This window comes from Asanoa ferruginea, assembly GCF_003387075.1.
In the GTDB taxonomy this organism is placed as follows: domain Bacteria; phylum Actinomycetota; class Actinomycetes; order Mycobacteriales; family Micromonosporaceae; genus Asanoa; species Asanoa ferruginea.
On sequence record NZ_QUMQ01000001.1, the window covers coordinates 1,169,747 to 1,190,025 of the forward strand.

The window sequence follows — 20,279 nt, forward strand, 5'->3', positions numbered from 1 at the left end:
ATCTCCGATGACGATGACCGATCAACTGTGGCGACCTTCCCGCGCGGTGGCCGCGATCGCGGCACTCGGCCTTGCGTTCGTGGCGGGCGTGGCCACACCCGCGACAGCTACGACGCCCGGAGTCAACGGCCGGATCGCTTTCAAGGGATACCTCGATGCGGACAGGTCGACCGGGGCGATCTTCACGATCCGGCCCGATGGCACATCCGTGCGCCAGGTCACCTGGCCCGCACCCGGCACCGTCGACGACCAGCCCGACTGGGCTCCGGACGGATCCCTGATCGCTTTCAGACGCTGCGTGCCCGACACGGTGTGCGCGATCTACACCGTCCGGCCCGACGGAACAAGGTTGCACAGGCTCAGCCCGCCCTGCCATGCGACGCCGCCGGACCTCGAAACCATGTGCGCCGACGAGTCGGAAGTCGCGTTCATGCCTGACGGCCGCCGCGTCGTCTTCACTCGCGCCAGCGGCACGATACGCGAGTTCCCCAACGGAGAGGGCTGGATCGAGCACTCGGACCTCGTGATCCGCGATCTCACGGGCAGGAACACGCGGGTGGTCTTGCGCTCCCGGCCGTTCGCCACCGAAAGCACCGAGGCAGTCGTCTCGCCCGACGGCCGGCAGATCGCCTTCCAAAGGATGAACTCGCCACTGACCGAACCACCCGGTGGAATCGCTGTCTTCGTCATCGGCAGCGACGGCACCCACCCGCGGCGCGTCACTCCCTGGTCGCTGCGAGCGGGTGACCATCCTGACTGGTCGCCCGACGGGCGCCGAATCCTGTTCCGGTCCAACGTGGACGGAGGGTTCCTCAACTCCCAGCTCTACCTTGTCCATCCGGACGGACGCCGCCTGCGCCAACTGACCACCGTCAGCCCCGACACGATGCTCCTTTCCAGCTCCTTCTCGCCCGACGGCACAAAGATCGTCTACGCACAGACCGGCGTGGCCCAAGAGCCGGACATCTTCACGGCCGACCTCGACGGCACCCACGTTCAACAGATAACCCGCACCTCCCGATGGGAAAGCGCCCCGGACTGGGGCTAGGGCGTGTCTCGTGGATCAAGGTGGTGCTCCGGCGAGGTGCGGTCGGTCGTCGTCTGGGCCCGGCGGAGTGCCGCCTTGATCCACGAGACACGCCCTAACGGCGGGCAGCTGTTGCCGCGAGGAGGCGCAACGCATAAGGAGCGTCGTGGCGGAGGTAGCGGCGGGCGAGCCTTCTCGGTTCGGTCTTGAGCCGGTGTGCCCATTCCAGCCCGGCGCGCTGCATCCACACGGGCGCCCGGTGCTGGCGGCCGGCGACGAAGTTGACGGCCATCCCGCAGCCGAGGAACCAGGAGTCCGGCAGGTCGGCGCGCAGCCGGTCGATCAGCCGCTCCTGGCGCGGGAAGCCGAGGCCGACGAAGACCAGGTCCGGCGCGGCCTTGACGACCGTGTCGACGGCGGCGTCGACCGCGTCGGGGTCCTGGTCGAAGCCGAACGGCGGCGACAGGTGGCCGGCGATCGCCAGGCCGGGAAAGCGGGTGGTGAGCCGGTCTGCGGCCTGCTCGGCGAGTTCCGGCGAGTCGCCGCCGAGCACGAAGACCGAGCGGGCGTCGGCGGCCAGCCCGGAGGAGAGCGACCAGATCAGACTCGAACCGGTGACCCGCTCGGGCAACGGATTGTTGGCCAGCCGGCTGGCCCAGACCAGCGGCATCCCGTCGGCGACGACCAGCGTCGCGTCGTCCAGGAACGCGCGGACCTCGGGGTTTACTCTGGCTTGGCGCACGATGTCGACGTTGGGCGTGAGGATCCGGCCGCCGTGCCCACGCGCCAGCGCCTGCCGCACGACCGTGACCACCCGGCGCTCGGTGATCATGTGGACCCGCGAGCCATCCAGGTGAACTCGGGCAAATCCGTAATGAAGCGACACTTCGGCTCTCCCGCTCGTTATGTGTGTGAAACGAGCGAAGGTGGGTAAAAGTGGCACGGCTACTCTTCGTCGGCGGGCTGGGCCGCAGCGGCACCACGCTGGTCGAACGGCTGCTCGGTGAGCTGCCCGGGGTCTGCGCGCTCGGGGAGGTCGTGCACCTCTGGCAACGCGACATCCGCTCCGACGAACGCTGCGGCTGCGGCACCCGGTTCTCGGCGTGCGCGTTCTGGGAGCGGGTCGGTCAGCTCGCCTTCGGCGGTTGGGACAACGTCGACGTCTACCGGGTGCTCGCGCTGCAGGCCGCGGTCGAACGGACCCGGCACATCCCGCGGCTCGCCTCACCCCGGCTCCCCGACGACTACCGCGAGCAGGTCCAGGAGTACGCCGGTTACTACGCGGCCGTCTACCGTGCGGCGGCCGAGGTGACCGGCGCCTCCGTGCTCGTGGACTCGTCGAAGCACAGCGCGCTGGCGCACTGCCTGCGCTGGGCCCCCGACCTCGACCTGCGGGTGGCGCACGTGGTGCGCGACCCGCGCGGCGTCGCGCACAGTTGGACCAAGGTGGTCGCCCGGCCGGAGACCGACGGCGAGAGCGAGATGACCCGCTACTCCCCTGGCCGCTCGGCGCTGCTGTGGAACGCGCACAACGCCGCGTTCGGTCTGCTCGCGCGCCGGGGCGTGCCGCTGCTGCGGGTGCGCTACGAGCAGTTCGTCGCCGACCCGCGGGCCGGGCTGGGCGCGCTCGCCGGCTTCGCCGGGCTCAGCCTGGGAGCGTCCGATCTGGACTTCCTCACCGAGTCGCACGCCGACCTGACCGTCGGGCACAGCGCGGCCGGCAACCCGATGCGCTTCTCGGTCGGGCGGATACCACTGCGCCGCGACGACGGCTGGCTGCGCGGCCTGCCGGCCACCGACCGCCGCCTGGTCGGTGCGGTCTGCGCGCCGCTGCTGCGCGCCTACGGATATCCGGTCATGGTCGCCCGCGGGGGTACCCGATGAACGAGTGGCCGTCGGTCGGCGTGGTGATCCCGACCCGGAACCGGCCGGAGTTGCTCCGCGCCGCGCTGGCGGCCGTACGCCGGCAGGACTATCCCGGTCAGTTGCGGGTGGTGGTGGCGTTCGACCAGTCAGAGCCGGACCTGCTCCTGGCGACCACGGACGGCGTACCCGTGATGGTCATTTCGAATTGGCGCACCCCCGGGTTGGCCGGCACCCGCAACAGCGGAATCCTCGCCCTGGACACCGACCTGGTCGCGTTCTGCGATGACGACGACGAGTGGGCGCCCGACAAGCTGCGCGTCCAGGTGCCGGCGCTGATGGCCTCGTCGGCCGAGTTCGCGACCTGCGCGATCGCGGTGTCGTTCCAGGGCCGGGTGACACCGCGGCTGGCCGGGATGGCGTCGGTCGGGGTGGCCGAGTTGGCGCGGTCGCGGATGGCGATGCTGCACTCGTCGACGTTTCTGATGTCGCGGACCGCACTGGTCGAGTCGGACCGGATCGGGCTAGTCGCCGAGGACGCGCCCGGTTCGCAGAACGAAGACTGGGACCTGCTGTTGCGGGCCGCGCGCCGGCATCCGATCGTGCACGTCGACGAGCCGCTGGTGCAGGTGCTCTGGGGGCGAAGTTCGCTTTACGCGTACGAGTACCAGACGAAGATCTCGTCGCTGCGCTGGATGATGGAGCGGCATCCGGAGATCCGTGGCTGCCCGCCCGGTGCCGCCCGGGTGTATGGGCAGCTCGCGTGCTGGGAGGCGGCGACCGGCAACCGGGCCGCGGCGTGGAAGTGGACCCGGCAGGCGGTGCGGGCCAACTGGCGCGAACCCCGCACGGCGATCGCGGTGGCCGCCCTGACCGGCGCGGTAAAGGTGGAGAACGTGTTGTCGACGCTGCATCGGCACGGCCGCGGCATCTGATTTTGTCGGGGGGTGTCGTTACATTCGTCGGCGTGAAGGTGACTGTCGCCGACGGCGTGGCGCTCAACGTGCGGCACACGGCGGGTTCGTCGGCGCCCGCGTTTCTGCTCGTGCACGGCCTGGCGTCCAACGCCCGGCTGTGGGATCTCGTGGCTGGTTTCCTTTCGGCGGCGGGTCACCCGAGCTATGCGGTCGACCTGCGTGGCCACGGCGAGTCCGACCTGCCCTCGTCGGGGTTCTCCACGGCGGCCGCCGCCGCTGACCTGGCCGAGGTGATCTCGTCGCTGGGCCTGCCTCCTGTGGTGGTCGCGGGTCAGTCGTGGGGCGGCAACGTGGTGGTGGAGTTGGCCGCCCGGCATCCGTCGCTGGTGCGAGCGCTGGCCCTGGTCGACGGCGGCTGGATCGACCTGCCGGCCCAGTTCGGCTCGTGGTCGGCGTGCGAGGCGGCGCTGCGACCGCCCGATCTCGACGGGATGCGCGCCGACGACCTGCTGGCGCGGCTGCGGGCCGGGCATCCCGACTGGTCTTCCGCCGCCGTCGAGGCGACGCTGGCCAACCTGCGGGTTGACGCCGACGGGCGGTTGTCTCGGCGGTTGCCGGTCGACCGGCATATGGAGATCGTGCGGAGCATGTATGACCATCCGCCGGGGCGCTTCTTCTCCGCGTTGACCATGCCGGTGTTGCTGATGCCGGCCGGGCGGTCGGTTGCGCGTGCTCGGGCCGCCGCGGCCGACATGCCGTCGGCGACCGTCCACGAATACCCGGGCGGCGACCACGACCTGCACGCGCAGTCGCCCGCCGCGGTGGCCGCCGACCTGCTCTCGCTGGTGGGTGTGCCATGACCCGGCTGCTGGTGGTGATGGGCTCGGGCGAGACGGCGCCGACGATGGTCAAGCCACACCGGGCGGTGTTCGAACGGGTGACCGGCCCGGCGGTGCTGCTCGACACGCCCTACGGCTTCCAGTCCAACGCCGACGACATCTCGGCGCGGGCGGTGCGCTATTTCGACCAGAGCGTCGGCCGCGCGGTCGACGTGGTCTCGTGGCGGCAGGCGCCGGCTGACCCGGTCGCGCGGGAACGCTGCCTGGCCGCGCTGCGTGGTGCCGGTTGGGTCTTCGCGGGGCCGGGCAGCCCGACCTACACGCTGCGCGCGTGGCGGGAGACGGCGATCCCTGATCTGCTGGCCGACAAACTGAGCCGCGACGGGGTGGTCCTGTTCGCCAGCGCGGCGGCGTTGACGCTGGGCAGCCACACGGTGCCGGTCTACGAGATCTACAAGGCCGGCATCGAGCCACATTGGGCGCAGGGCCTCAACCTGCTCGAGGCGGCGCTGGGCTTTCCGGCGGTGCTCATCCCGCACTACGACAATGCCGAGGGCGGCAATCACGACACGCGATTCTGCTATCTGGGCGAGGCGCGGCTGTCGCTGTTGGAGGCCGAGCTCCCGCCGGACCGCCTGATCATCGGGGTCGACGAGCACACCGCCGTGGTCTTCGACCTCGACGCCAAGACGGCGACGGTGTCCGGCAACGGGTTGTTGACGCTGCGCCGGGCCGGCGTAAGCACGGCGTTCCCGGCCGGGAGCGTGTTGTCCTTCGCTGATCTCGCGGCGGGGCCGGCCGCGGGCCTGGCGACGGGCGCGGGCCGGGCGACGGGCGCGGGCCGGGCGACGGGCGCGGGCCGGTCGACGGGCGCGGGTCCGGCGATGGGTCCGGCCGCGGGCGTGCCGACGGGCGCGGGCCTGCCTGCGGGTTCCGGCGCTGGCCTGGCGGAGTCCGGCCGGCCGGGCTGGGTGGCCGGCGCGCCGCCGGTGTCCCAGCCGTCGTTGCGGGGGGTGGCCGACGACCTCGACGCCCGGTTCGCGACCGCGCTGGCGGCGCGCGACGTGGACGCGTGCGTCGCGGCGCTGCTCGAGATGGAACAGGCCATCGTCGACTGGTCCGGCGACACGGAAACCAACGACGGTGCCGACTACCCGCGGTCAATCCTGCGCGGCATGGTGGTCCGGCTGGGCGAGTTGGCCCGACGCGGCGCGACCGATCCGGCGGAAACGGTCGGGCCATTCGTCGACGCTCTGGTCGAGCTGCGCGGGCGAGCCCGGCTCAACCGCGACTACCCGACATCCGACACGGTGCGCGACCGGCTGGCGGCGGCCGGCGTCGAACTCCGCGACTCCCCCGACGGCACCTCCTGGCGGCTCGTCGCCGATTGACGCGTCGGGCCGTGCAACCTCGTCGGCCGTAGCGACCGTCTTGCTCCCGACGGAAGGAGCAGAGCGGCGTGCAGCCACTTGATGAGGAGGAGTTTCGTGAGTTCGTCACCAACGCCCGCGACACGTTGCGCGGTCTCGCCTATCTGACCTGCGGAAGCTGGGCGATGGCCGACGACGCCGTCGCCGCGGCACTGAGCAAGCTCTACGTGCGCTGGAAGCGGGTCGCGGCGCCCTACCCCTACGCCCGGCGCATGGTCGTGCTCGCCGCCATCGACGAGACCCGCCGGCCGTGGCGACGGCGGGAGCGATCCGCCAGCGACTTCATGCCGGAGCGACCGGAGCCAGACCGGCTCGGCGCCATCGACGACCAACTGCACGTGCGGGCCGCACTCGCGCAGGTCCCGCCGGGGCAGCGCGCGGTGCTGGTGCTGCGTTTCTACGAACAGCTCAGCGTCGAGGAGACGGCCGAGGCGCTCGGTCGCAGTCAGGGCACGGTCAAGAGCCAGACCGCGCGCGGTTTGGCCGCGCTGCGCGCCGCCCTCGGCGACGAATCGGACCTACGCCTCACGGCGTCCGCTCAGGGAGAGCAATGAACAACATTCGCCAGCTTCTCGAAGAAGCCAGGACCGACGCACCGCCGTCGGCGGTCACCGTCGACGACATCGTGCGGGCGGGCCGCAAGCGGCTCCGCCGATCACGGTCGGGCAAACTCGCCGGCGCCGCCCTCGGCATCGGCGCGGCCGTGACCGCTCTGACCATCGCGACCTCGTCGCTTGCGGGAAGCCCACCGGCCCCGCCTGCCGCGCCCCCCATTGTCGCCCCGACCGGCTTCACCGTGACGTTCGCCGGCTACCAGGTCGGCGACTTCCGGGTGGCCGACCCGGCCCAGATCACGCCCGGCTATCAGCGCTCGGTCATCAAGCGGGCCAACGTCGACCTCGGCGGCGGCTCGCGCACCACGTTGGACGCGGGAACCCTGACCGTCTACGCGCCGGGCGTCTTCCGCCCGGACCGCTACGACGACGGCACGGCGATCGTGGTCGGTGGCCGGCCCGGCTACGCGACCACGCTCGACCGCCGCTTCATCGTCGGCGAGCCGGGCAGCAACCGCCGGTCAACGAGGACCGAGGTGCTCCCGCTGCCCGCGGTGGCCTGGCAATACGCCACCGGGTCCTGGGCGACGCTCGAATCGGAGGATGTCGGCGCCCGGGGCGTCCCGGCCGACGCGCTGCGCCAACTGGCCGAGGCGTTCGCCCCGGCGGCGTCGCCCCGGCCGGCGACGACGGCGTTCCGGGCCCGCTATGTCCCGGCCGGCTGGACGCTGGCGAGCGCGGGAAGCGCCCTGGTAACCGGCGACGACGACCTGTCGACGGCCCACTGGGTACGCGGCGGCGCCCGCTTCGACTCCCTCGCCGAGCCGGTCGATCTGGAGGGATCGCTGGTGGTGCGGGTCGCCCCGGTGCAGACGGAAGGGCCCCACGCACACCCGGTCACGCCACCCTGCCCGGCCGGCCAACACATCTGCGATGTCCGAATCAACGACCACTACTACGCGCAGGTGCACGACAGCTCGGGCACCCTCCCGACCGCCGAACTCCGCGCGATCGCCGACGGCCTCGAGTTCGCAACGATCGACCGCCCGGAGAGCTGGTTCCCGGTGCAGCCCTGACCGCTTTGGCCGGGGCCGGACCACCGGCCCCGGCCCCGCATCAGCGCCGGCGAGTAGGTGACCCATCGGGCTCGAATCGACGCGGGAGCGAGAACGCCCTCGGCGACCAGAGTGCGGTACTCGGCTGCGGCGTTGGCAGGAACCACTCGACCGCCGCCATGCACCCCGCGACGTTGACCTGGGCCAGCAGCACGCACTCATCGTAGGTCCCACCCGGTGAGGAGCGCCGTTCCGGTGAAGGCATCATGATCATGTGTGGCGCAAACGTAAACGTGGCCTCGACTCGGTTCTGCCTTACCTGAAGGCGACGCTTGACGTCTCCGACGGTTCAGGCATCGCCGAACCATCCGCTACGCCGGTCACCCGCCCGTTCGTGGGGTCATTGCTCACTACGTATGTGCTGGACGAGGAAAGTCGCTTCCGGTTTGTCACCGAGGCCGACGCCGCCGAAGCGGGACGGACCGTCGACCAGCTCCACCAGCGGGCAATCGCGAACCTCGCGGCCCTGGTCGCCCAGCAGGAGCTCCGGACGCCGAAGTTCCACGCGATCACGCCCGTCATATTCGACGGCAATCTCGAGGTGAGCTTCATGCTCTTCGACGAGCTGTGGACGTCGTTCGAAGAGCGCTTCGGCGAGCCCGAGATCCTCGCCGTCGCGCCGGCCCGCGACATCCTCGCCTTCTGCCCTGCCAGCAGCGACGAGGGCCGCAAACAACTCGGCGAGCTCGTCGACCGGATCTGGCCCGGCGGGGATCACCTGCTCACCCGCGATTTCTACCGCCGGGTCGACGGAGCATGGCAGCTAGACGAGGCGTAGCGAGGTCTATGCCTCGATGAAGCCGCCGTCAAGGAGGATGGCCTCGATGCGGGCGTGGTGCGACCGCTCCCAGTCGTCGAGTGACTCGGCCGCCTCCTTGGCCAGCCTCGCTTTGGCGTCGCGGAGGATCTGCTCTCGTCGGGCTTGCGGCACGACCACGACGCCTTCCTCATCCGCGACCACCGTGTCGCCAGGGTGAACGAGGGCGCCGCCGCACCGGACGGCGGTGTTCAGCGGAGCCACCGCCGCCTTCGTGCCCGGGATCGGGATCACGCCGCGGGCGAAGACCGGAAAGCCCATCTCACGAACCTCGGCCACGTCGCGGATCACGCCGTCGATGACGAAGCCCGCGATGCCGCGCCGCTGGGCCACGGCGCAGACGTTGCCGCCCGCCACCGCGTAGTCGACGTCGCCCGCCTCGACCACGACGACCGAGCCGGGCGCCGCCCGATAGATCGCGGCGTGCAGCATCAAGTTGTCGCCCGCCGGGCAGCGCACCGTGAACGCCGGCCCGGCGAGCTGCGGCATCGACGTCCATAGTGGCCGGATGCCGATGTCGAGCACCTGTTCGCGGCTCAGCAGGTCAGCGAGCGTGGTCGTCGGGATGGCGGCGAAGTCGGTCAACGCGGATCCTCCGATGTTCAAGCGGCTACCAGCGGGGGCGTTTCAACAAGTGCCGGGCGGCGGCGCAACGCCCAGCGGACGATCGACGGATAGACCAGCCCGGCGCCAGCGAAGATCGATGCCAGGGCCAGCCAGCCGGGCTCGCCCAAGCCTATTACCAGGGCCGTGAGCAGCGGCGGAGCCACCATGTCGCCGAGCTGCCGGCCGGTCTGGAGCGCGCCCTGATACTGGCCCTGGGCCCAGTCCGGGGCCAGGTCGAAGACCACCGCGAACGTCCCGGCCGACAGCCACAGCTCGCCGATCACGTGCACCACCGCGGCCGCCAGCACCAGCGCGCCGACCAGGCGGGCCGAGCGGCCGGCCGTCAGTCCGAAGAGGACGCAGGACGCGCCGACCAGCAGGGCGCCGCGCCGGCTGACCGGGACGGCGTCGACGGCCGTGTGCGTGCCACGCGAGATCCACACCTGAAGGGTGACGCAGCCGATGGTGTTGACCAGCAGGGCCGCCGAGACGAGATAGGCCGGCGCGTGCGTGTAGGCCAGCAGGAACAGCGGCAGCGCCAGGCTCAGCAACGCGTTGTAGAGCGACGCGACCAGGCCGTCGACCAGCACGAAAGCCACGAACGGGCGGTCTCGGAGGACGGCCAGCCGGGAGACGCCGGCCGGGCGCGCCACCCGATCGACCGCGTCGGCCCGGCCCACCACGGCGGCCGCGACCAGGAACGTCGCCGTGTTGGCGAGCAGCACGGCCAGGTAGCCGGCGCGGCTGTCGAGCAGCAGAGGCACGGCGCCCAGCGCGGTGCCGAGCCCCAGGCCAGCGTTGTTGGTCGAACGGATGAACGCCCGGGTGCGTACCCGCTCCGCCGGCGGCACCGCGCCCGCGATCATCGCGCCGGTCGAGGCCTTCACCGTCGCGTTGGCGACCGCGATGACGGACGCGACCACGGCGTACGACCAGAGGTGGTGCACCTGGGTCAACCCGGCGAAGCAGGCCGCCAGCACCAGCAGCGCCACGATCTGCACCTGCTTCGGGCCGCGCCGGTCGGCGACCGCGCCCATCGGCGTGGTCAGCACGATCCCGGCGAGCGCCGCGAGGCTGAGGCCGGCCGCGACCTGGCCCGGGGTCAGGCCGACCGAGCGGGTGAGGAAGAGCGCGCTGGTCGCCAGGTAGGCGCCGTTGCCCAGGGTGTTCACCAGGGTCGCGAACATCAGCACGCGCGGCGTGCCCGGGGCAGGAAGGATCACGCCCCTGATCTAACAATACGTACGTACGGTTTGCAACCTCAGCGAGCGAGGGCCCGCTCCAACTGCGCCTTGGTCATCGTCGAGCGGCCCTTGAGGTTGCGCTGCTTGGCCTCGTTGTAGAGCTGCGCCTTGGTGCGACCCTGCGCCCCGGTGTGCGACCGCTTGCCGCCCCGGTGCCCGGACGAAACGTCCTGTGTGGAGGATCGGCTCGCCGTGCGCGCTTCACCGGACCGGGCCCGCTCCTTGTTGACCGTCCGGGCGGCGATCTCCTCGGCCACCCCGGTCGACACGCCGCGCTTCTTCGCGCTGGCCTTGATGTGCTCGTACTGCCTCTCGCGTTTCGGGCTTGATCCCGCCGGCATCGCGGCCTCCTTCCGTCGCTGGCGACGAAGGAAATTCCCGACCGGAAGACAATCAAACGCCGGGGGTACGCGCGACCCGGAACCCCAGGTCTTCGACCTGGAACGTCGGATGGCTGCGGCGCCGCACGGAGGCCCGGCAGCTCCACTGCTCGTCGCACCAACCACCGCCGCGCAGCACCCGGTAGGTGCCGTAGACCTCCGCGTCGTAGATGTCCCAGCACCAGTCCCACACGTTGCCGAGCATGTCGTGGAAGCCCCACGCGTTGGGTCGCCGGCCACCGACCTCGTGGATCCGTTCGCCGGAGTTGCCGCGATACCAGGCGATCTCGTCGAGCGGCCCGTAACGGGGACCGGTGGTGCCGGCTCGGCACGCGTATTCCCACTCGGCCTCGGTCGGCAGCCGGTAGCCGGAGGCGGACCGGTCCCACTCGACCTCTTCGCCGTCGACCCGGTAGGGCGGCGTCAGGCCTTCCTGTTCCGAGAGCGCGTTGCAGAACCGGACCGCGTCCCACCACGAGACGCTCTCGACCGGCAGGTTTTCCCCGCGGGCCGCGCTGGGCCGCTCACCGGTGACCGACGCGTAACCAGCCTGGGTGACGGGGACCGCGGCCAGCAGGTAGGGCTCGACCTCGACGTCCCACGTGCGCTGGGTGCGCCGGTCCGACAGGGTCACCCGGCCGCGCGGCACGGCGATGAGAGATTCCACGAGAAGACGATCGTAGCCAGGTTGTCGATCAACGGTCGGCGCGCTTCCAGAAGTCGGTGATCACATCCGCGGTGGCCGGGTCGAAGAGCGGCGCCAGGTGGCCGGCACCGGGCAGCACGAGGTCGCGGCCGGCCGGCATCCGGGCGACCCAGCCGGCGACATCGGCCGGCGGGCACATGGGATCGTCGGCGCCGGTCGCCATCAGGGTCGGCGCGCTGATCTCGGTGAGCCGGTCGGTGGCGTCGGGCCGGTCGAGGCTGATCGAGCCGATGGCCTGCCGCATGCCGGCCCGGTCGGCGCGGATGAACGACGACCGGACGACGGCCGCGGCGGCCGGGTCCTGGCGGCGGAGCGCCTTGCCCAGCAGGACGTCGGCCGGGATGCCGGCCACCGGGCGCGGCCCGACCAGCCGGTGCAGCGTCCGCAGCAACTGGACCGACCGGCGGTCGGCGGGCGCCAGCGCGTTGATGGGCGAGGCGATGGTGACCAGGCTGCGGCAGGCGGCCGGGTGCTCGGCGGCGAAGAAGACGCCGACATGGCCGCCCCAGGCGTTGCCGAGCCAGTCGACCGGCCCGCTGACATCGAGCGCGGCGAGGATCTCAACGACCGCAAGAGCACAGTCCGAGAGGGTGTACGGGCCCGGCGCCGCGCTGCTGCGGCCGTGGCCCGGGCCGTCGATCAGGATGAGCGTGCGCACCGAAGCCAGGGCCGGACGCAACCGACCCCACGTCGTCGCGTCGACGAACAGGCTGTGCCAGACGACGGCCGGCGGGCCGGAGCCCTCGATCTCCACGTGTAGCTGACCCACCCGGGTCGACACGGTCGGCATCGCGCCGCCTCCAAATTTACTTCGGTTACCAAAGCTTCGGTTTCCGAAGTATTATCCTGCTGTCATGCCGACGTCAAGCGACCTGCCGACCGACCGCGCCGCCATCGGGCAGCTCCTGGTCCGCCTGCTCCGCGAGTTCCGCGCCGAGATGTTCGAGCCGGCGGCGGCGTCGGGCTACGACGACCTGCGCGAGCCGCACCTCCAGATCTTCGGCAACATCTACGGCGGCGCGCGGCTCACCGACCTGGCCGCCAGGGCCCAACTCAGCCTCGCCGCGACCTCGGAACTGGTGAACGACCTGCAACGGCTCGGCTATCTCGAACGGCAGCCCGACCCGCAGGACGGCCGGGCCAAGCTGATCATCCCGACCGAACGGGGCCGCGCCGCGCTGGCCGACGCCGGCGACCGGGTGGCCGAGATCGAGCAGCACTGGGGCGAACTCATCGGCCAGGCGCGGTTCGCCGAGACCTGCCGTGCGCTCCAGGACCTGCTGGACTCTCTCGACGCGGGTTAGGGGACAGCACGGGCCAAGATGATCATCTATTCTCCGCTCGTGCGCACACACCGTTGGATCGCCGCGCTGGTCGGGGCTCTCGCCACCGCCAGCATCACCGTCGTGGGCTCGCCGGCCACAGCGGCTCCGGCACCGGGCCCGGCCGCGACCATCACCGGCACCGCCGCCTGCGACGCCGACGCCAGCGACTGGGTCATCACGTGGACGATCACCAACAGCGCCGACGTGCCGCTCACGGTGCGGAGCGTCAGTGGCCTGCCGACGGCGCCGACGCACGTGGTGACCGGCATCGCCATCGGTGACGTCGTGCCGGTCGGCCCGGCCACGGTGACCGCGACCTCCACCTTGCACAGCTATCTGCCCGACACGACCGTCACCCTCGGGCTGGGATTCCTCCAGCCCGACGGCACGCCGAGGGTCGGCAGTCCGGGCCAGCTGAAGCTGCCCGCCGTCTGCGGCGAACCGGTCATGCCGGTCGCCGAGTTCGCGTCGACCTGCGACGGCCTGGTGGTCAACGTCGCGATGCCGGCCGGCGGCTACCCCGTGTCGGTCGAGGTCTCGGCCCAGCTCGCGGCGGGTTGGGTCACACTCGCGGGCTTCCAGGTCGAGCCCGGCGCCCCGGCGAAGGCGACGACGGTGATCCCGGCTCAGGCGGCGTCCGTGCGGGTCGGCATCGCGCGCGTCCCCGGCTATTTCGCGGCCGGCAACTGGGTCCAACCGAGAAACTGCCGGCCGCCGTCGATCGGCACGACGCAGCTCCTCGCCAGCGCCAACCTCAACTATGTGACCGCGTTCTACCCACCGACGCTCGCCGCCTGGACCATCGACAACGACGGCCCGGGCAACGATTTCGAGTTCTACGACGCCGGCGCCGGTGACGTCGCGATCCGGTCGGTCTTCGCAGACCAGTTCCTCACCGTCAACGCGGCCACCGGGCTGATCGAGGCCAACACCGGCCGGATCCTCGGCGACGCGCAGAAGTTCCATCTGGTCACGAACGCGGACGGCACGATCAGCCTGCGCGCGAAGATCAACGACCGTTACGTCACGGCCGAGGCGGCCGGAAAAGAGCCGCTGGTCGCCAACCGCACTGCGGTCGGTCCGTGGGAGAAGTTCAGCCGGTACGCACCCGGCACCGGTCCCGAGCCGATCATCGCGCAGGTCAACAACGCCTTCGTGACCGCCGAGTCGGCCGGCAAGAAGCCGCTGATCGCCAACCGGGGCAACCTCGGCCTGTGGGAGAGGTTCTCGATCGAAGACCTCGGCAACGGCGACGTGGCGATCAAGTCGCTGGTCAACGGCAAATACGTGTGCGCCGAGTCGGCCGGCCGCAACCCGCTGATCGCCAACCGTGCCGCGGTCGGACCCTGGGAGACGTTCCGGATCGTCGAGAACGCCGACTACACCATCAGCTTCCAGGCGAAGATCAACGGCCGTTATGTCACCGCCGAGTCGGCCGACAGGAAGCCGTTGATCGCCAACCGCACCGCGATCGGCCCGTGGGAGAAGTTCGCCACCACCTAGCCGGCGGCGATCAACTGGACCTCGATCGGCGCGGCGACCGCGCCGGACGGGTCGACGAACGGTGCCAGCGCGCGCCGGCTGTCGTCGAGGATGGCGGCGCGTACGCCATCGTCGATCGTCTCGAGAATCGGCAGCAGTTCGGCGGCGAGGAACGTGTCCAGCGATGCCGACCTGGTGGCGCCCATCCAGGTCTCGAACTGGTCGATGCGCAACCCGGCCCGCTCGAACAACTCCTTGAGAAGCGCGGGCTCGCCCACGTTGAAATAGGCGCCGAGCAGGTCGCGTGCCGCGGGACCGGCCCGGCGCGCGATCACCTCGGCCAGCGCCTCGTAGCCGGGACTCGCCGCCAGCCGCCCGGGCACCTGGATCACGACCCGGCCGGCCACCCGGCGCATTTCCCGCAGGACGGCCACCCGGTCGCCGAAGAACATCAGCGCGGCCTGGGAGATCGCGGCGTCGAAGGAGTCGTCGTCGAACGGCAGGTCGTGTGCGTCGCCCGGCACCCACCGCAGGTCCGGACGCAGTCGCCGGGCGACGGCGAGCATCGCCTCGTTGGCGTCGAGCCCGACGACCGTGCCGGACGGGCCGACCCGGTCGGCCGCCGCGCGGGCCACCACGCCGGTGCCGCAGGCCACGTCGAGGACCCGCTGACCCACGCCCACCCCGGCGGCCGAGACCGCCCGCGGCGCCCAGGGGGCGAACAGCGCCGGCACCATCGTCGTCTCGTAGAACTCGGCGGCCCGCATCGACAGCGAATAGTCGGACATGGCTCCAGCCAACTCCGGACCGGGCCGCCGCGAAAGCCCCCTCAGGCCTCGACGATGGCGCCGTAGTTGGCGGCCACAAGGGCCGCCTGGGCGAGGTCGATCTTGACCCCGGTCAGGTCGACCTCGTTGAGCCGGACGCCGCTGAGGTCGGCGCCGCGTAGGTCGGCGCCCTTCAGCGCGGTCTGCCGGAGCTGGGCGCCGGCCAGATCGGCACCGCGCAGGTCGCACTTGGTCAGGTCGGCGTCGCTGAGGTCGGCGTCGCGCATCCGGACCCCGGCGAACGAGACGCCGCCGAGCTTGGCGCCGCGGGCGACCACGAACGACCAGTCGCCTGCGGTGACGGTCAGCGGGCGCAGATCGCAGTCGTCGAACGTCGTACCCGTCAGCTTGCAGTCATCGAGCGAAGCGTTGAAGAACGCGGACTTGCGGATCGTGCAGCGCAACAGCGCGCACCGGGTGAGCACCGCGCTGCTGAACTTGACCCGGGACAGGTCGCATTCGACGAACTGGCACCCGGTCAGCTCGGCCTCGGTGAGATCGACCTCGTCGAACGCGCACCCGGTGAACGTGAGCCGATCCAGCGACTCGAGTGCCCAGTCTTCGACCGCGAACCGCTCGCCAGTGAACGTCGACCCCGACTCCATGCGGCCCAGCATGCCAAGAGGCCCACCCGCGCGCAGCGTGGGTGGGCCTCCGAAGACCAAAACTCAGCCGATCTTGCGGGCCAGGTTCTCGTCGAGCGCGTTCATGAACTCATCGGTGGTCAGCCACGGGGCGTCGCGGGAGATGAGCAGGGCCAGGTCCTTGGTCATCTGACCGCCCTCGACGGTGTCGATGCAGACCCGCTCGAGCTTGTTGGCGAAGTCGGTGACCGCCGGGGTGTTGTCGACCTTGCCCCGGTGTGCGAGGCCACGGGTCCAGGCGAAGATCGACGCGATCGGGTTGGTCGACGTCTTCTCGCCCTTCTGCCACTGGCGGTAGTGCCGGGTGACCGTGCCGTGCGCGGCCTCGGCCTCGACGGTCTGGCCGTCGGGGGTCATCAGCACCGAGGTCATCAGGCCCAGCGAGCCGAAGCCCTGCGCCACGGTGTCCGACTGCACGTCGCCGTCGTAGTTCTTGGCGGCCCAGACGAAGCCGCCCTCCCACTTGAGCGCCGCCGCGACCATGTCGTCGATCAGCCGGTGCTCGTAGGTGATGCCGGCCGCCGCGAAGGCTTCCTTGAACTCGGCGTCGAACACCTCCTGGAACAGGTCCTTGAAGCGGCCGTCGTAGGCCTTCAGGATCGTGTTCTTGGTGGAGAGGTAGACCGGGTAGGTGCGCTCCAGGCCATACCGGAACGACGCCCGCGCGAAGTCGCGGATCGAGTCGTCGAAGTTGTACATGCCCATCGCGACACCGCCGCCGGCGAAGTCGGCGATCTCGAACTCCATCGGCGCGGAGCCGTCGGTGGGGGTGTAGGTCATGGTGACGCGACCCGGGCCGGGGACCACGAAGTCGGTCGCCTTGTATTGGTCACCGTGTGCGTGACGGCCGATGACGATCGGCTTGGTCCAACCGGGGACCAGCCGCGGCACGTTGGACATCACGATCGGCTCGCGGAACACGACGCCGCCGAGGATGTTGCGGATGGTGCCGTTGGGCGAGCGCCACATCTTCTTCAGGCCGAACTCTTCGACCCGCGCCTCGTCGGGCGTGATGGTCGCGCACTTGACGCCCACCCCGTGCCGCTTGATGGCGTTGGCCGCGTCGACGGTCACCTGGTCGTCGGTCGCGTCGCGGTGCTGGATCGACAGGTCGTAGTACTCGAGGTCGACGTCGAGGTACGGCTGCACCAGCTGCTCGCGGATCTGCTTCCAGATGATCCGGGTCATCTCGTCGCCGTCGAGCTCGACGACCGGATTCGCTACCTTGATCTTGGCCATCGGCCGGCGCTCCTCTCGGACTTCTCGTTAGCAGTACGAGCGTACTGCATACCGAAGACCAGCCGAGGAGGGGGCCTCGTCGCCGCCCTCAGCGTGGGACCATCAGGCGATGCCCCTCCAGCGCCAGGTCGGAGAAGCCACGATCGTCGCCCTATCCGACGGCGAAGGTCCCTTTTTCGAGTCCCGAACGAAGGCATTCCCCACCGCAACACCGGATGATTGGCGCAAAGCCGACGAAACCGATCCGGCAAGCGTGACCGCGGGCGGCGGCTGGCTGCTGCGCTTCCGCTGCTTCGCGATCCGCCTCGGCAACCGCACCGTGATCGTCGACACCGGCATCGGCCCGGCCGACGCACCCGCCGCGTCCTGGGCGCCGGTTCCCGGCCGGCTGCCCGCCGCGCTCGACGAGGCCGGCATCCACCCCGACGAGGTCGACACCGTGGTGCTGACCCACCTGCACACCGACCACATCGGCTGGGCCGTCCAGGCCGGCAAGCCGTTCTTCGCCAACGCGCGCTACCTCATGCAGCAGACCGAGATCAAAGCCATCGAGGAATACGCGTCTCCGGCCGGCCCTTACGCGCTGGACCCGCTGCGGGCCGCAGGTCAACTCGACGCGGTCGACGGCGAGCACCGGCTCGCGCCGGGGTTACGCGTGATCCACACCCCGGGGCACACCCCCGGCCACCAGTCGGTGCTGGTCGAAAGCGACTCCGGCGCCCTGCTGGTCACCGGCGACCTGCTGGTGCACGCCGTGCAGTTGGTCGCGCCGGAGACGGCCTACACGCATGAAATGGACTCTGACCTGGCCCGCACGACGCGGGTGGCGCTGCTGCGCGACCTGGCCGGCCGCGAAGGAGGGGCCACCCTGGCGGTTCCCCACCTGGGTGACCCCTTCGTCGATCTTTAACGATCAGAGGTTCGCGACGTCGCCCTGCTTGGCGCGGACCGCCTCGGCGGCCTCGCCCAGGGCGGCCCGCTCGGACTCGGTGAGCTCGGTCTCGACGACCCGCTTCACGCCGCCGGCACCGATCTCGGCCTCGACACCCAGGTAGACGCCGGAGATGCCGTATTCGCCGTCGACCCAGGCGCAGACCGGCAGCACGACGCCGCTGTCCTCGGCGACCGCGCGGGCCATCTTGGCGGCGGCGGCCGACGGTGCGAAGTAGGCCGAACCGGTCTTGAGCAGCGCGACCACCTCGGCACCACCGTTGCGGGTGCGGGTGACCAGCTCGTCGATCTTCTCGGCCGGGAGCAGCTCGCCCAGCGGCTTGCCGTTGACCGTGCACTGCGACGGCACCGGCACCATGGTGTCGCCGTGCGAGCCGAGGGTCAGCGTCTTGACCGCGCCGACCGGCACGGCCAGCGTCTCGGCGACGAAGTTGCTGAACCGGGCGGTGTCGAGCATGCCGGCCTGGCCGAGCACCTGGTTCTTCGGGAAGCCGGTGGCGAGCTGGGCCAGCGCGGTCATCTCGTCGAGCGGGTTGGAGACGACGATCACCACGGCGTCCGGCGCGTGGCGGGCGACCTGCTCGGCGACGCCCCGAACGATCTTGGCGTTGGTCTCCAGGAGGTCCATCCGGCTCATGCCCGGCTTGCGCGGCAGGCCAGCCGTGATGACGACGATGTCGGAGCCGGCGATCTTCTCGTAGCCGGAGCCGTCGGTGCCGGTGGTGACGCCGACGACCTGGGTCTCGAAGCCCTCGATCGGCCGCGACTGGTTGATGTCGAGGGCCAGGCCCTCGGGCTTACCGTCGATGATGTCGGTGAGTACGACCGTGTCGAAGACGTCGTATTCAGCCAGCCGCTGCGCCGTCGTCGAGCCGTAGAAACCGGCACCGACGACGGTGACCTTCTTGCCCATGGTCGTCTCAACTCCCTGTTACCGGCAGATTTCCCGCACCGTATCAGCGCCGGCCAGGGGTTTCAGGGTAGGGGTCTGTCCTGGTGATCAGTGCGATCCGAGACGGAGTCCAGGCGTCGTCTGGTGGTGGCCCGGGATTGCCGGGATACCGGTGTTGTATCTCGGTGATCCCGGGACGCCGCCAGGCGGCGCCTGGGCCCGTCGCAGGACGCGCTGATTGCCAGGACAGACCCCTAGGGGCACCAGCCGTTGACCGGGTCACTGCGGCCGGTCCAGAGGAACGCGTCGCTGATCCAGGAGCCGTCGGTGAGCTTGTTCCACATCTTCGTGGTGTAGCCGTAGCGCCCGGTCTGCGCGGTGCCGTTGGCCGAGCAGGCGATATCGACGGTCGCGCCGTCGGCGGTCGTGCCGGCGACGGCGTACCCGGTGCCGGGGCCTTTCCGCCGGTTGAGCTTGGTGCCGCCGTTGGTGTCGACGATGCCCTGCCGGAAGCCCAGCTTGCCGTAGTTGTAGAGGCCACCGCCGACATTGACCCGGGTCGAACCGTGCAGCGCGTAGCCGCCGTAGGCCGCGCCCTCCTGCCGGATCGTCCACTTGCCGACCCCGTAGCGGTCGATGGGCACGTATTTGTTGTTGTAGCGCAGCGAGAAGTGCACGTGCGCGCCGGTCGACGAGCCGCCGCAGGTGACGTCGTTGCCGATGTTGCCGAGGAAGTCGCCCTCCTGGACCTGCTTGCCGCTGGCCTTGATGTTGCCGGAGAGGTGGTAGTAGTCGGTCGCGTACCCGCGGTCGTGAATCACCCGCATCCACCCCGTGCCCGACGAGCACATCGTGTACGCGAGCCCGCCGCGCGCCGCGAGCACCCGCCCGTCGCCGCCGGACAGGTCGATCGAACTCAGCGGGCCGCCGCTCATCGGGTGCGGTCCGCCGGTCAGCCGCCAGGTCTGGCCGAGCGCCCACGGCAACCGCAGGCCGGTGCGCCGGTCGAGACCAGCCTCGGTGCGGCTCCGGTCGACACCGAAGACCCGCCGTTCCTCGCCGCTGAGGATGCTCGCCTTGCTGGCCATGTTGGCGAACGCGGACTCACCCTCGAACGCGGCGGTCCAGACACCCTTGGTGCGGCGGGCGACGAAGAGCCAACCCTCCGGGTAGGCGCCGGCGCTCTCCCGGGCCGGCAGCACGGCCGTGCCGAAGCCCCAGGTGCGATTGGTCCGCTTCGCGACGGTCACCTGCGGGTCGGGCGCCGCGGCGGTGGTCGTCTTACTGCGCGAGATCAGCAGTTGCCGCACCACGTCGACGAGGTCATCCTTGGGACCGGCATGAGCCTGGGCGACTCCGGCAGATCCGATCAGTGTGGTTAGGACAGCAGATACGGCAATTGCGATACGGAGTCGCATACC

Annotated in this window: 22 protein-coding genes; 11 read left to right on the plus strand and 11 right to left on the minus strand. The window is 70.7% G+C overall.

Annotation, left to right across the window (positions count from 1 at the left end; all coding sequences use genetic code 11):
- Positions 1 to 7: 7 nt before the first annotated feature.
- A complete protein-coding gene (locus DFJ67_RS05685) occupies positions 8 to 1,048 on the plus strand; it encodes a TolB family protein (protein ID WP_116066923.1) in 1,041 nt (346 codons plus the stop codon).
- A gap of 94 nt (positions 1,049 to 1,142) precedes the next feature.
- On the opposite strand, the gene DFJ67_RS05690 is transcribed toward DFJ67_RS05685, so the two are convergent.
- The gene (locus tag DFJ67_RS05690) at positions 1,143 to 1,859 is read right to left on the minus strand and encodes a WecB/TagA/CpsF family glycosyltransferase (protein ID WP_116066924.1); all 717 of its coding nucleotides are present in this window, start codon (positions 1,857 to 1,859) and stop codon (positions 1,143 to 1,145) included.
- A gap of 104 nt (positions 1,860 to 1,963) precedes the next feature.
- Between DFJ67_RS05690 and DFJ67_RS05695 the strand changes: the two genes are divergently transcribed.
- The 7 genes from DFJ67_RS05695 to DFJ67_RS05725 all read left to right on the plus strand — a co-directional run bounded on the left by DFJ67_RS05695 (position 1,964) and on the right by DFJ67_RS05725 (position 8,523).
- Complete coding sequence (locus DFJ67_RS05695; protein WP_116066925.1) at positions 1,964 to 2,911, plus strand: sulfotransferase; 948 nt, start codon at positions 1,964 to 1,966, stop codon at positions 2,909 to 2,911.
- A complete protein-coding gene (locus tag DFJ67_RS05700; protein ID WP_116066926.1) occupies positions 2,908 to 3,825 on the plus strand; it encodes a glycosyltransferase family 2 protein in 918 nt (305 codons plus the stop codon). Before DFJ67_RS05695 ends, DFJ67_RS05700 begins: the two co-directional genes overlap by 4 nt.
- A gap of 32 nt (positions 3,826 to 3,857) precedes the next feature.
- Positions 3,858 to 4,667, plus strand: a complete 810-nt coding sequence (locus tag DFJ67_RS05705; protein WP_203784358.1) for an alpha/beta fold hydrolase — start codon at positions 3,858 to 3,860, stop codon at positions 4,665 to 4,667.
- The gene (locus DFJ67_RS05710; protein ID WP_116066928.1) at positions 4,664 to 6,037 is read left to right on the plus strand and encodes a hypothetical protein; all 1,374 of its coding nucleotides are present in this window, start codon (positions 4,664 to 4,666) and stop codon (positions 6,035 to 6,037) included. The genes DFJ67_RS05705 and DFJ67_RS05710 overlap by 4 nt, the downstream gene beginning before the upstream one ends.
- A gap of 68 nt (positions 6,038 to 6,105) precedes the next feature.
- Entirely contained in the window at positions 6,106 to 6,630 is a 525-nt protein-coding gene (locus DFJ67_RS05715) for a sigma-70 family RNA polymerase sigma factor (protein WP_116066929.1), read from the plus strand.
- A complete protein-coding gene (locus DFJ67_RS05720; RefSeq protein ID WP_116066930.1) occupies positions 6,627 to 7,706 on the plus strand; it encodes a hypothetical protein in 1,080 nt (359 codons plus the stop codon). Before DFJ67_RS05715 ends, DFJ67_RS05720 begins: the two co-directional genes overlap by 4 nt.
- A gap of 253 nt (positions 7,707 to 7,959) precedes the next feature.
- Positions 7,960 to 8,523: a DUF1444 domain-containing protein gene (locus tag DFJ67_RS05725; RefSeq protein ID WP_147315426.1), complete on the plus strand. Its 564-nt coding sequence runs from the start codon at positions 7,960 to 7,962 to the stop codon at positions 8,521 to 8,523.
- A 6-nt stretch (positions 8,524 to 8,529) separates the two neighbouring features.
- Here the strand turns inward: DFJ67_RS05725 and DFJ67_RS05730 are convergent, their stop codons facing one another.
- From DFJ67_RS05730 to DFJ67_RS05750, 5 genes are read right to left on the minus strand one after another with little or no spacing between them, the layout of a single operon-like run.
- The gene (locus tag DFJ67_RS05730) at positions 8,530 to 9,147 is read right to left on the minus strand and encodes an RraA family protein (RefSeq protein ID WP_116066932.1); all 618 of its coding nucleotides are present in this window, start codon (positions 9,145 to 9,147) and stop codon (positions 8,530 to 8,532) included.
- A 17-nt stretch (positions 9,148 to 9,164) separates the two neighbouring features.
- Complete coding sequence (locus DFJ67_RS05735; RefSeq protein WP_239097582.1) at positions 9,165 to 10,391, minus strand: MFS transporter; 1,227 nt, start codon at positions 10,389 to 10,391, stop codon at positions 9,165 to 9,167.
- A 38-nt stretch (positions 10,392 to 10,429) separates the two neighbouring features.
- On the minus strand, positions 10,430 to 10,753 hold the full coding sequence (locus tag DFJ67_RS05740) for a plasmid stabilization protein (protein ID WP_116066933.1): 324 nt from the start codon (positions 10,751 to 10,753) through the stop codon (positions 10,430 to 10,432).
- A gap of 52 nt (positions 10,754 to 10,805) precedes the next feature.
- Positions 10,806 to 11,459 carry a formylglycine-generating enzyme family protein gene (locus DFJ67_RS05745; RefSeq protein ID WP_116066934.1) on the minus strand — a complete coding sequence of 218 codons (654 nt, stop codon included), beginning with the start codon at positions 11,457 to 11,459 and terminating at the stop codon, positions 10,806 to 10,808.
- A gap of 28 nt (positions 11,460 to 11,487) precedes the next feature.
- Positions 11,488 to 12,288: an alpha/beta fold hydrolase gene (locus DFJ67_RS05750; RefSeq protein WP_116066935.1), complete on the minus strand. Its 801-nt coding sequence runs from the start codon at positions 12,286 to 12,288 to the stop codon at positions 11,488 to 11,490.
- A 64-nt stretch (positions 12,289 to 12,352) separates the two neighbouring features.
- Here DFJ67_RS05750 and DFJ67_RS05755 point away from each other — a divergent pair, with 64 nt between their 5' ends.
- Entirely contained in the window at positions 12,353 to 12,802 is a 450-nt protein-coding gene (locus DFJ67_RS05755; protein WP_203784357.1) for a MarR family winged helix-turn-helix transcriptional regulator, read from the plus strand.
- A 39-nt stretch (positions 12,803 to 12,841) separates the two neighbouring features.
- Positions 12,842 to 14,326 carry a fascin domain-containing protein gene (locus DFJ67_RS05760; protein ID WP_147315427.1) on the plus strand — a complete coding sequence of 495 codons (1,485 nt, stop codon included), beginning with the start codon at positions 12,842 to 12,844 and terminating at the stop codon, positions 14,324 to 14,326.
- Here DFJ67_RS05760 and DFJ67_RS05765 read toward each other — a convergent pair.
- The 3 genes from DFJ67_RS05765 to DFJ67_RS05775 form a co-directional block, all read right to left on the minus strand.
- Positions 14,323 to 15,093 carry a methyltransferase domain-containing protein gene (locus DFJ67_RS05765; RefSeq protein ID WP_116066937.1) on the minus strand — a complete coding sequence of 257 codons (771 nt, stop codon included), beginning with the start codon at positions 15,091 to 15,093 and terminating at the stop codon, positions 14,323 to 14,325. The two genes, DFJ67_RS05760 and DFJ67_RS05765, sit on opposite strands and share 4 nt — an antisense overlap.
- A gap of 41 nt (positions 15,094 to 15,134) precedes the next feature.
- Positions 15,135 to 15,737: a pentapeptide repeat-containing protein gene (locus tag DFJ67_RS05770; protein ID WP_116075696.1), complete on the minus strand. Its 603-nt coding sequence runs from the start codon at positions 15,735 to 15,737 to the stop codon at positions 15,135 to 15,137.
- A gap of 63 nt (positions 15,738 to 15,800) precedes the next feature.
- Entirely contained in the window at positions 15,801 to 17,015 is a 1,215-nt protein-coding gene (locus tag DFJ67_RS05775) for an NADP-dependent isocitrate dehydrogenase (protein ID WP_116066938.1), read from the minus strand.
- Between the two features lie 253 nt (positions 17,016 to 17,268).
- Here DFJ67_RS05775 and DFJ67_RS05780 point away from each other — a divergent pair, with 253 nt between their 5' ends.
- Positions 17,269 to 17,925: an MBL fold metallo-hydrolase gene (locus tag DFJ67_RS05780; protein WP_239097581.1), complete on the plus strand. Its 657-nt coding sequence runs from the start codon at positions 17,269 to 17,271 to the stop codon at positions 17,923 to 17,925.
- A 3-nt stretch (positions 17,926 to 17,928) separates the two neighbouring features.
- Here the strand turns inward: DFJ67_RS05780 and mdh are convergent, their stop codons facing one another.
- On the minus strand, positions 17,929 to 18,879 hold the full coding sequence (gene mdh / locus DFJ67_RS05785; RefSeq protein ID WP_116066940.1) for a malate dehydrogenase: 951 nt from the start codon (positions 18,877 to 18,879) through the stop codon (positions 17,929 to 17,931).
- A gap of 233 nt (positions 18,880 to 19,112) precedes the next feature.
- Positions 19,113 to 20,171, minus strand: a complete 1,059-nt coding sequence (locus DFJ67_RS05790; RefSeq protein ID WP_170215749.1) for a M23 family metallopeptidase — start codon at positions 20,169 to 20,171, stop codon at positions 19,113 to 19,115.
- Positions 20,172 to 20,279 lie beyond the last annotated feature (108 nt).

What these genes read in the sequence shown, in the direction of transcription:
- DFJ67_RS05720 (WP_116066930.1), top strand. Translation starts at nt 6,627, where the DNA reads ATGAACAACATTCGCCAGCTTCTCGAAGAAGCCAGGACCGACGCACCG.
- DFJ67_RS05755 (WP_203784357.1), top strand. Translation starts at nt 12,353, where the DNA reads ATGCCGACGTCAAGCGACCTGCCGACCGACCGCGCCGCCATCGGGCAG.
- DFJ67_RS05690 (WP_116066924.1), bottom strand. Translation starts at nt 1,859, where the DNA reads ATGATCACCGAGCGCCGGGTGGTCACGGTCGTGCGGCAGGCGCTGGCG.
- DFJ67_RS05700 (WP_116066926.1), top strand. Translation starts at nt 2,908, where the DNA reads ATGAACGAGTGGCCGTCGGTCGGCGTGGTGATCCCGACCCGGAACCGG.
- DFJ67_RS05775 (WP_116066938.1), bottom strand. Translation starts at nt 17,015, where the DNA reads ATGGCCAAGATCAAGGTAGCGAATCCGGTCGTCGAGCTCGACGGCGAC.
- DFJ67_RS05770 (WP_116075696.1), bottom strand. Translation starts at nt 15,737, where the DNA reads ATGGAGTCGGGGTCGACGTTCACTGGCGAGCGGTTCGCGGTCGAAGAC.
- DFJ67_RS05740 (WP_116066933.1), bottom strand. Translation starts at nt 10,753, where the DNA reads ATGCCGGCGGGATCAAGCCCGAAACGCGAGAGGCAGTACGAGCACATC.
- DFJ67_RS05750 (WP_116066935.1), bottom strand. Translation starts at nt 12,288, where the DNA reads ATGCCGACCGTGTCGACCCGGGTGGGTCAGCTACACGTGGAGATCGAG.
- mdh (WP_116066940.1), bottom strand. Translation starts at nt 18,879, where the DNA reads ATGGGCAAGAAGGTCACCGTCGTCGGTGCCGGTTTCTACGGCTCGACG.
- DFJ67_RS05685 (WP_116066923.1), top strand. Translation starts at nt 8, where the DNA reads ATGACGATGACCGATCAACTGTGGCGACCTTCCCGCGCGGTGGCCGCG.
- DFJ67_RS05765 (WP_116066937.1), bottom strand. Translation starts at nt 15,093, where the DNA reads ATGTCCGACTATTCGCTGTCGATGCGGGCCGCCGAGTTCTACGAGACG.
- DFJ67_RS05710 (WP_116066928.1), top strand. Translation starts at nt 4,664, where the DNA reads ATGACCCGGCTGCTGGTGGTGATGGGCTCGGGCGAGACGGCGCCGACG.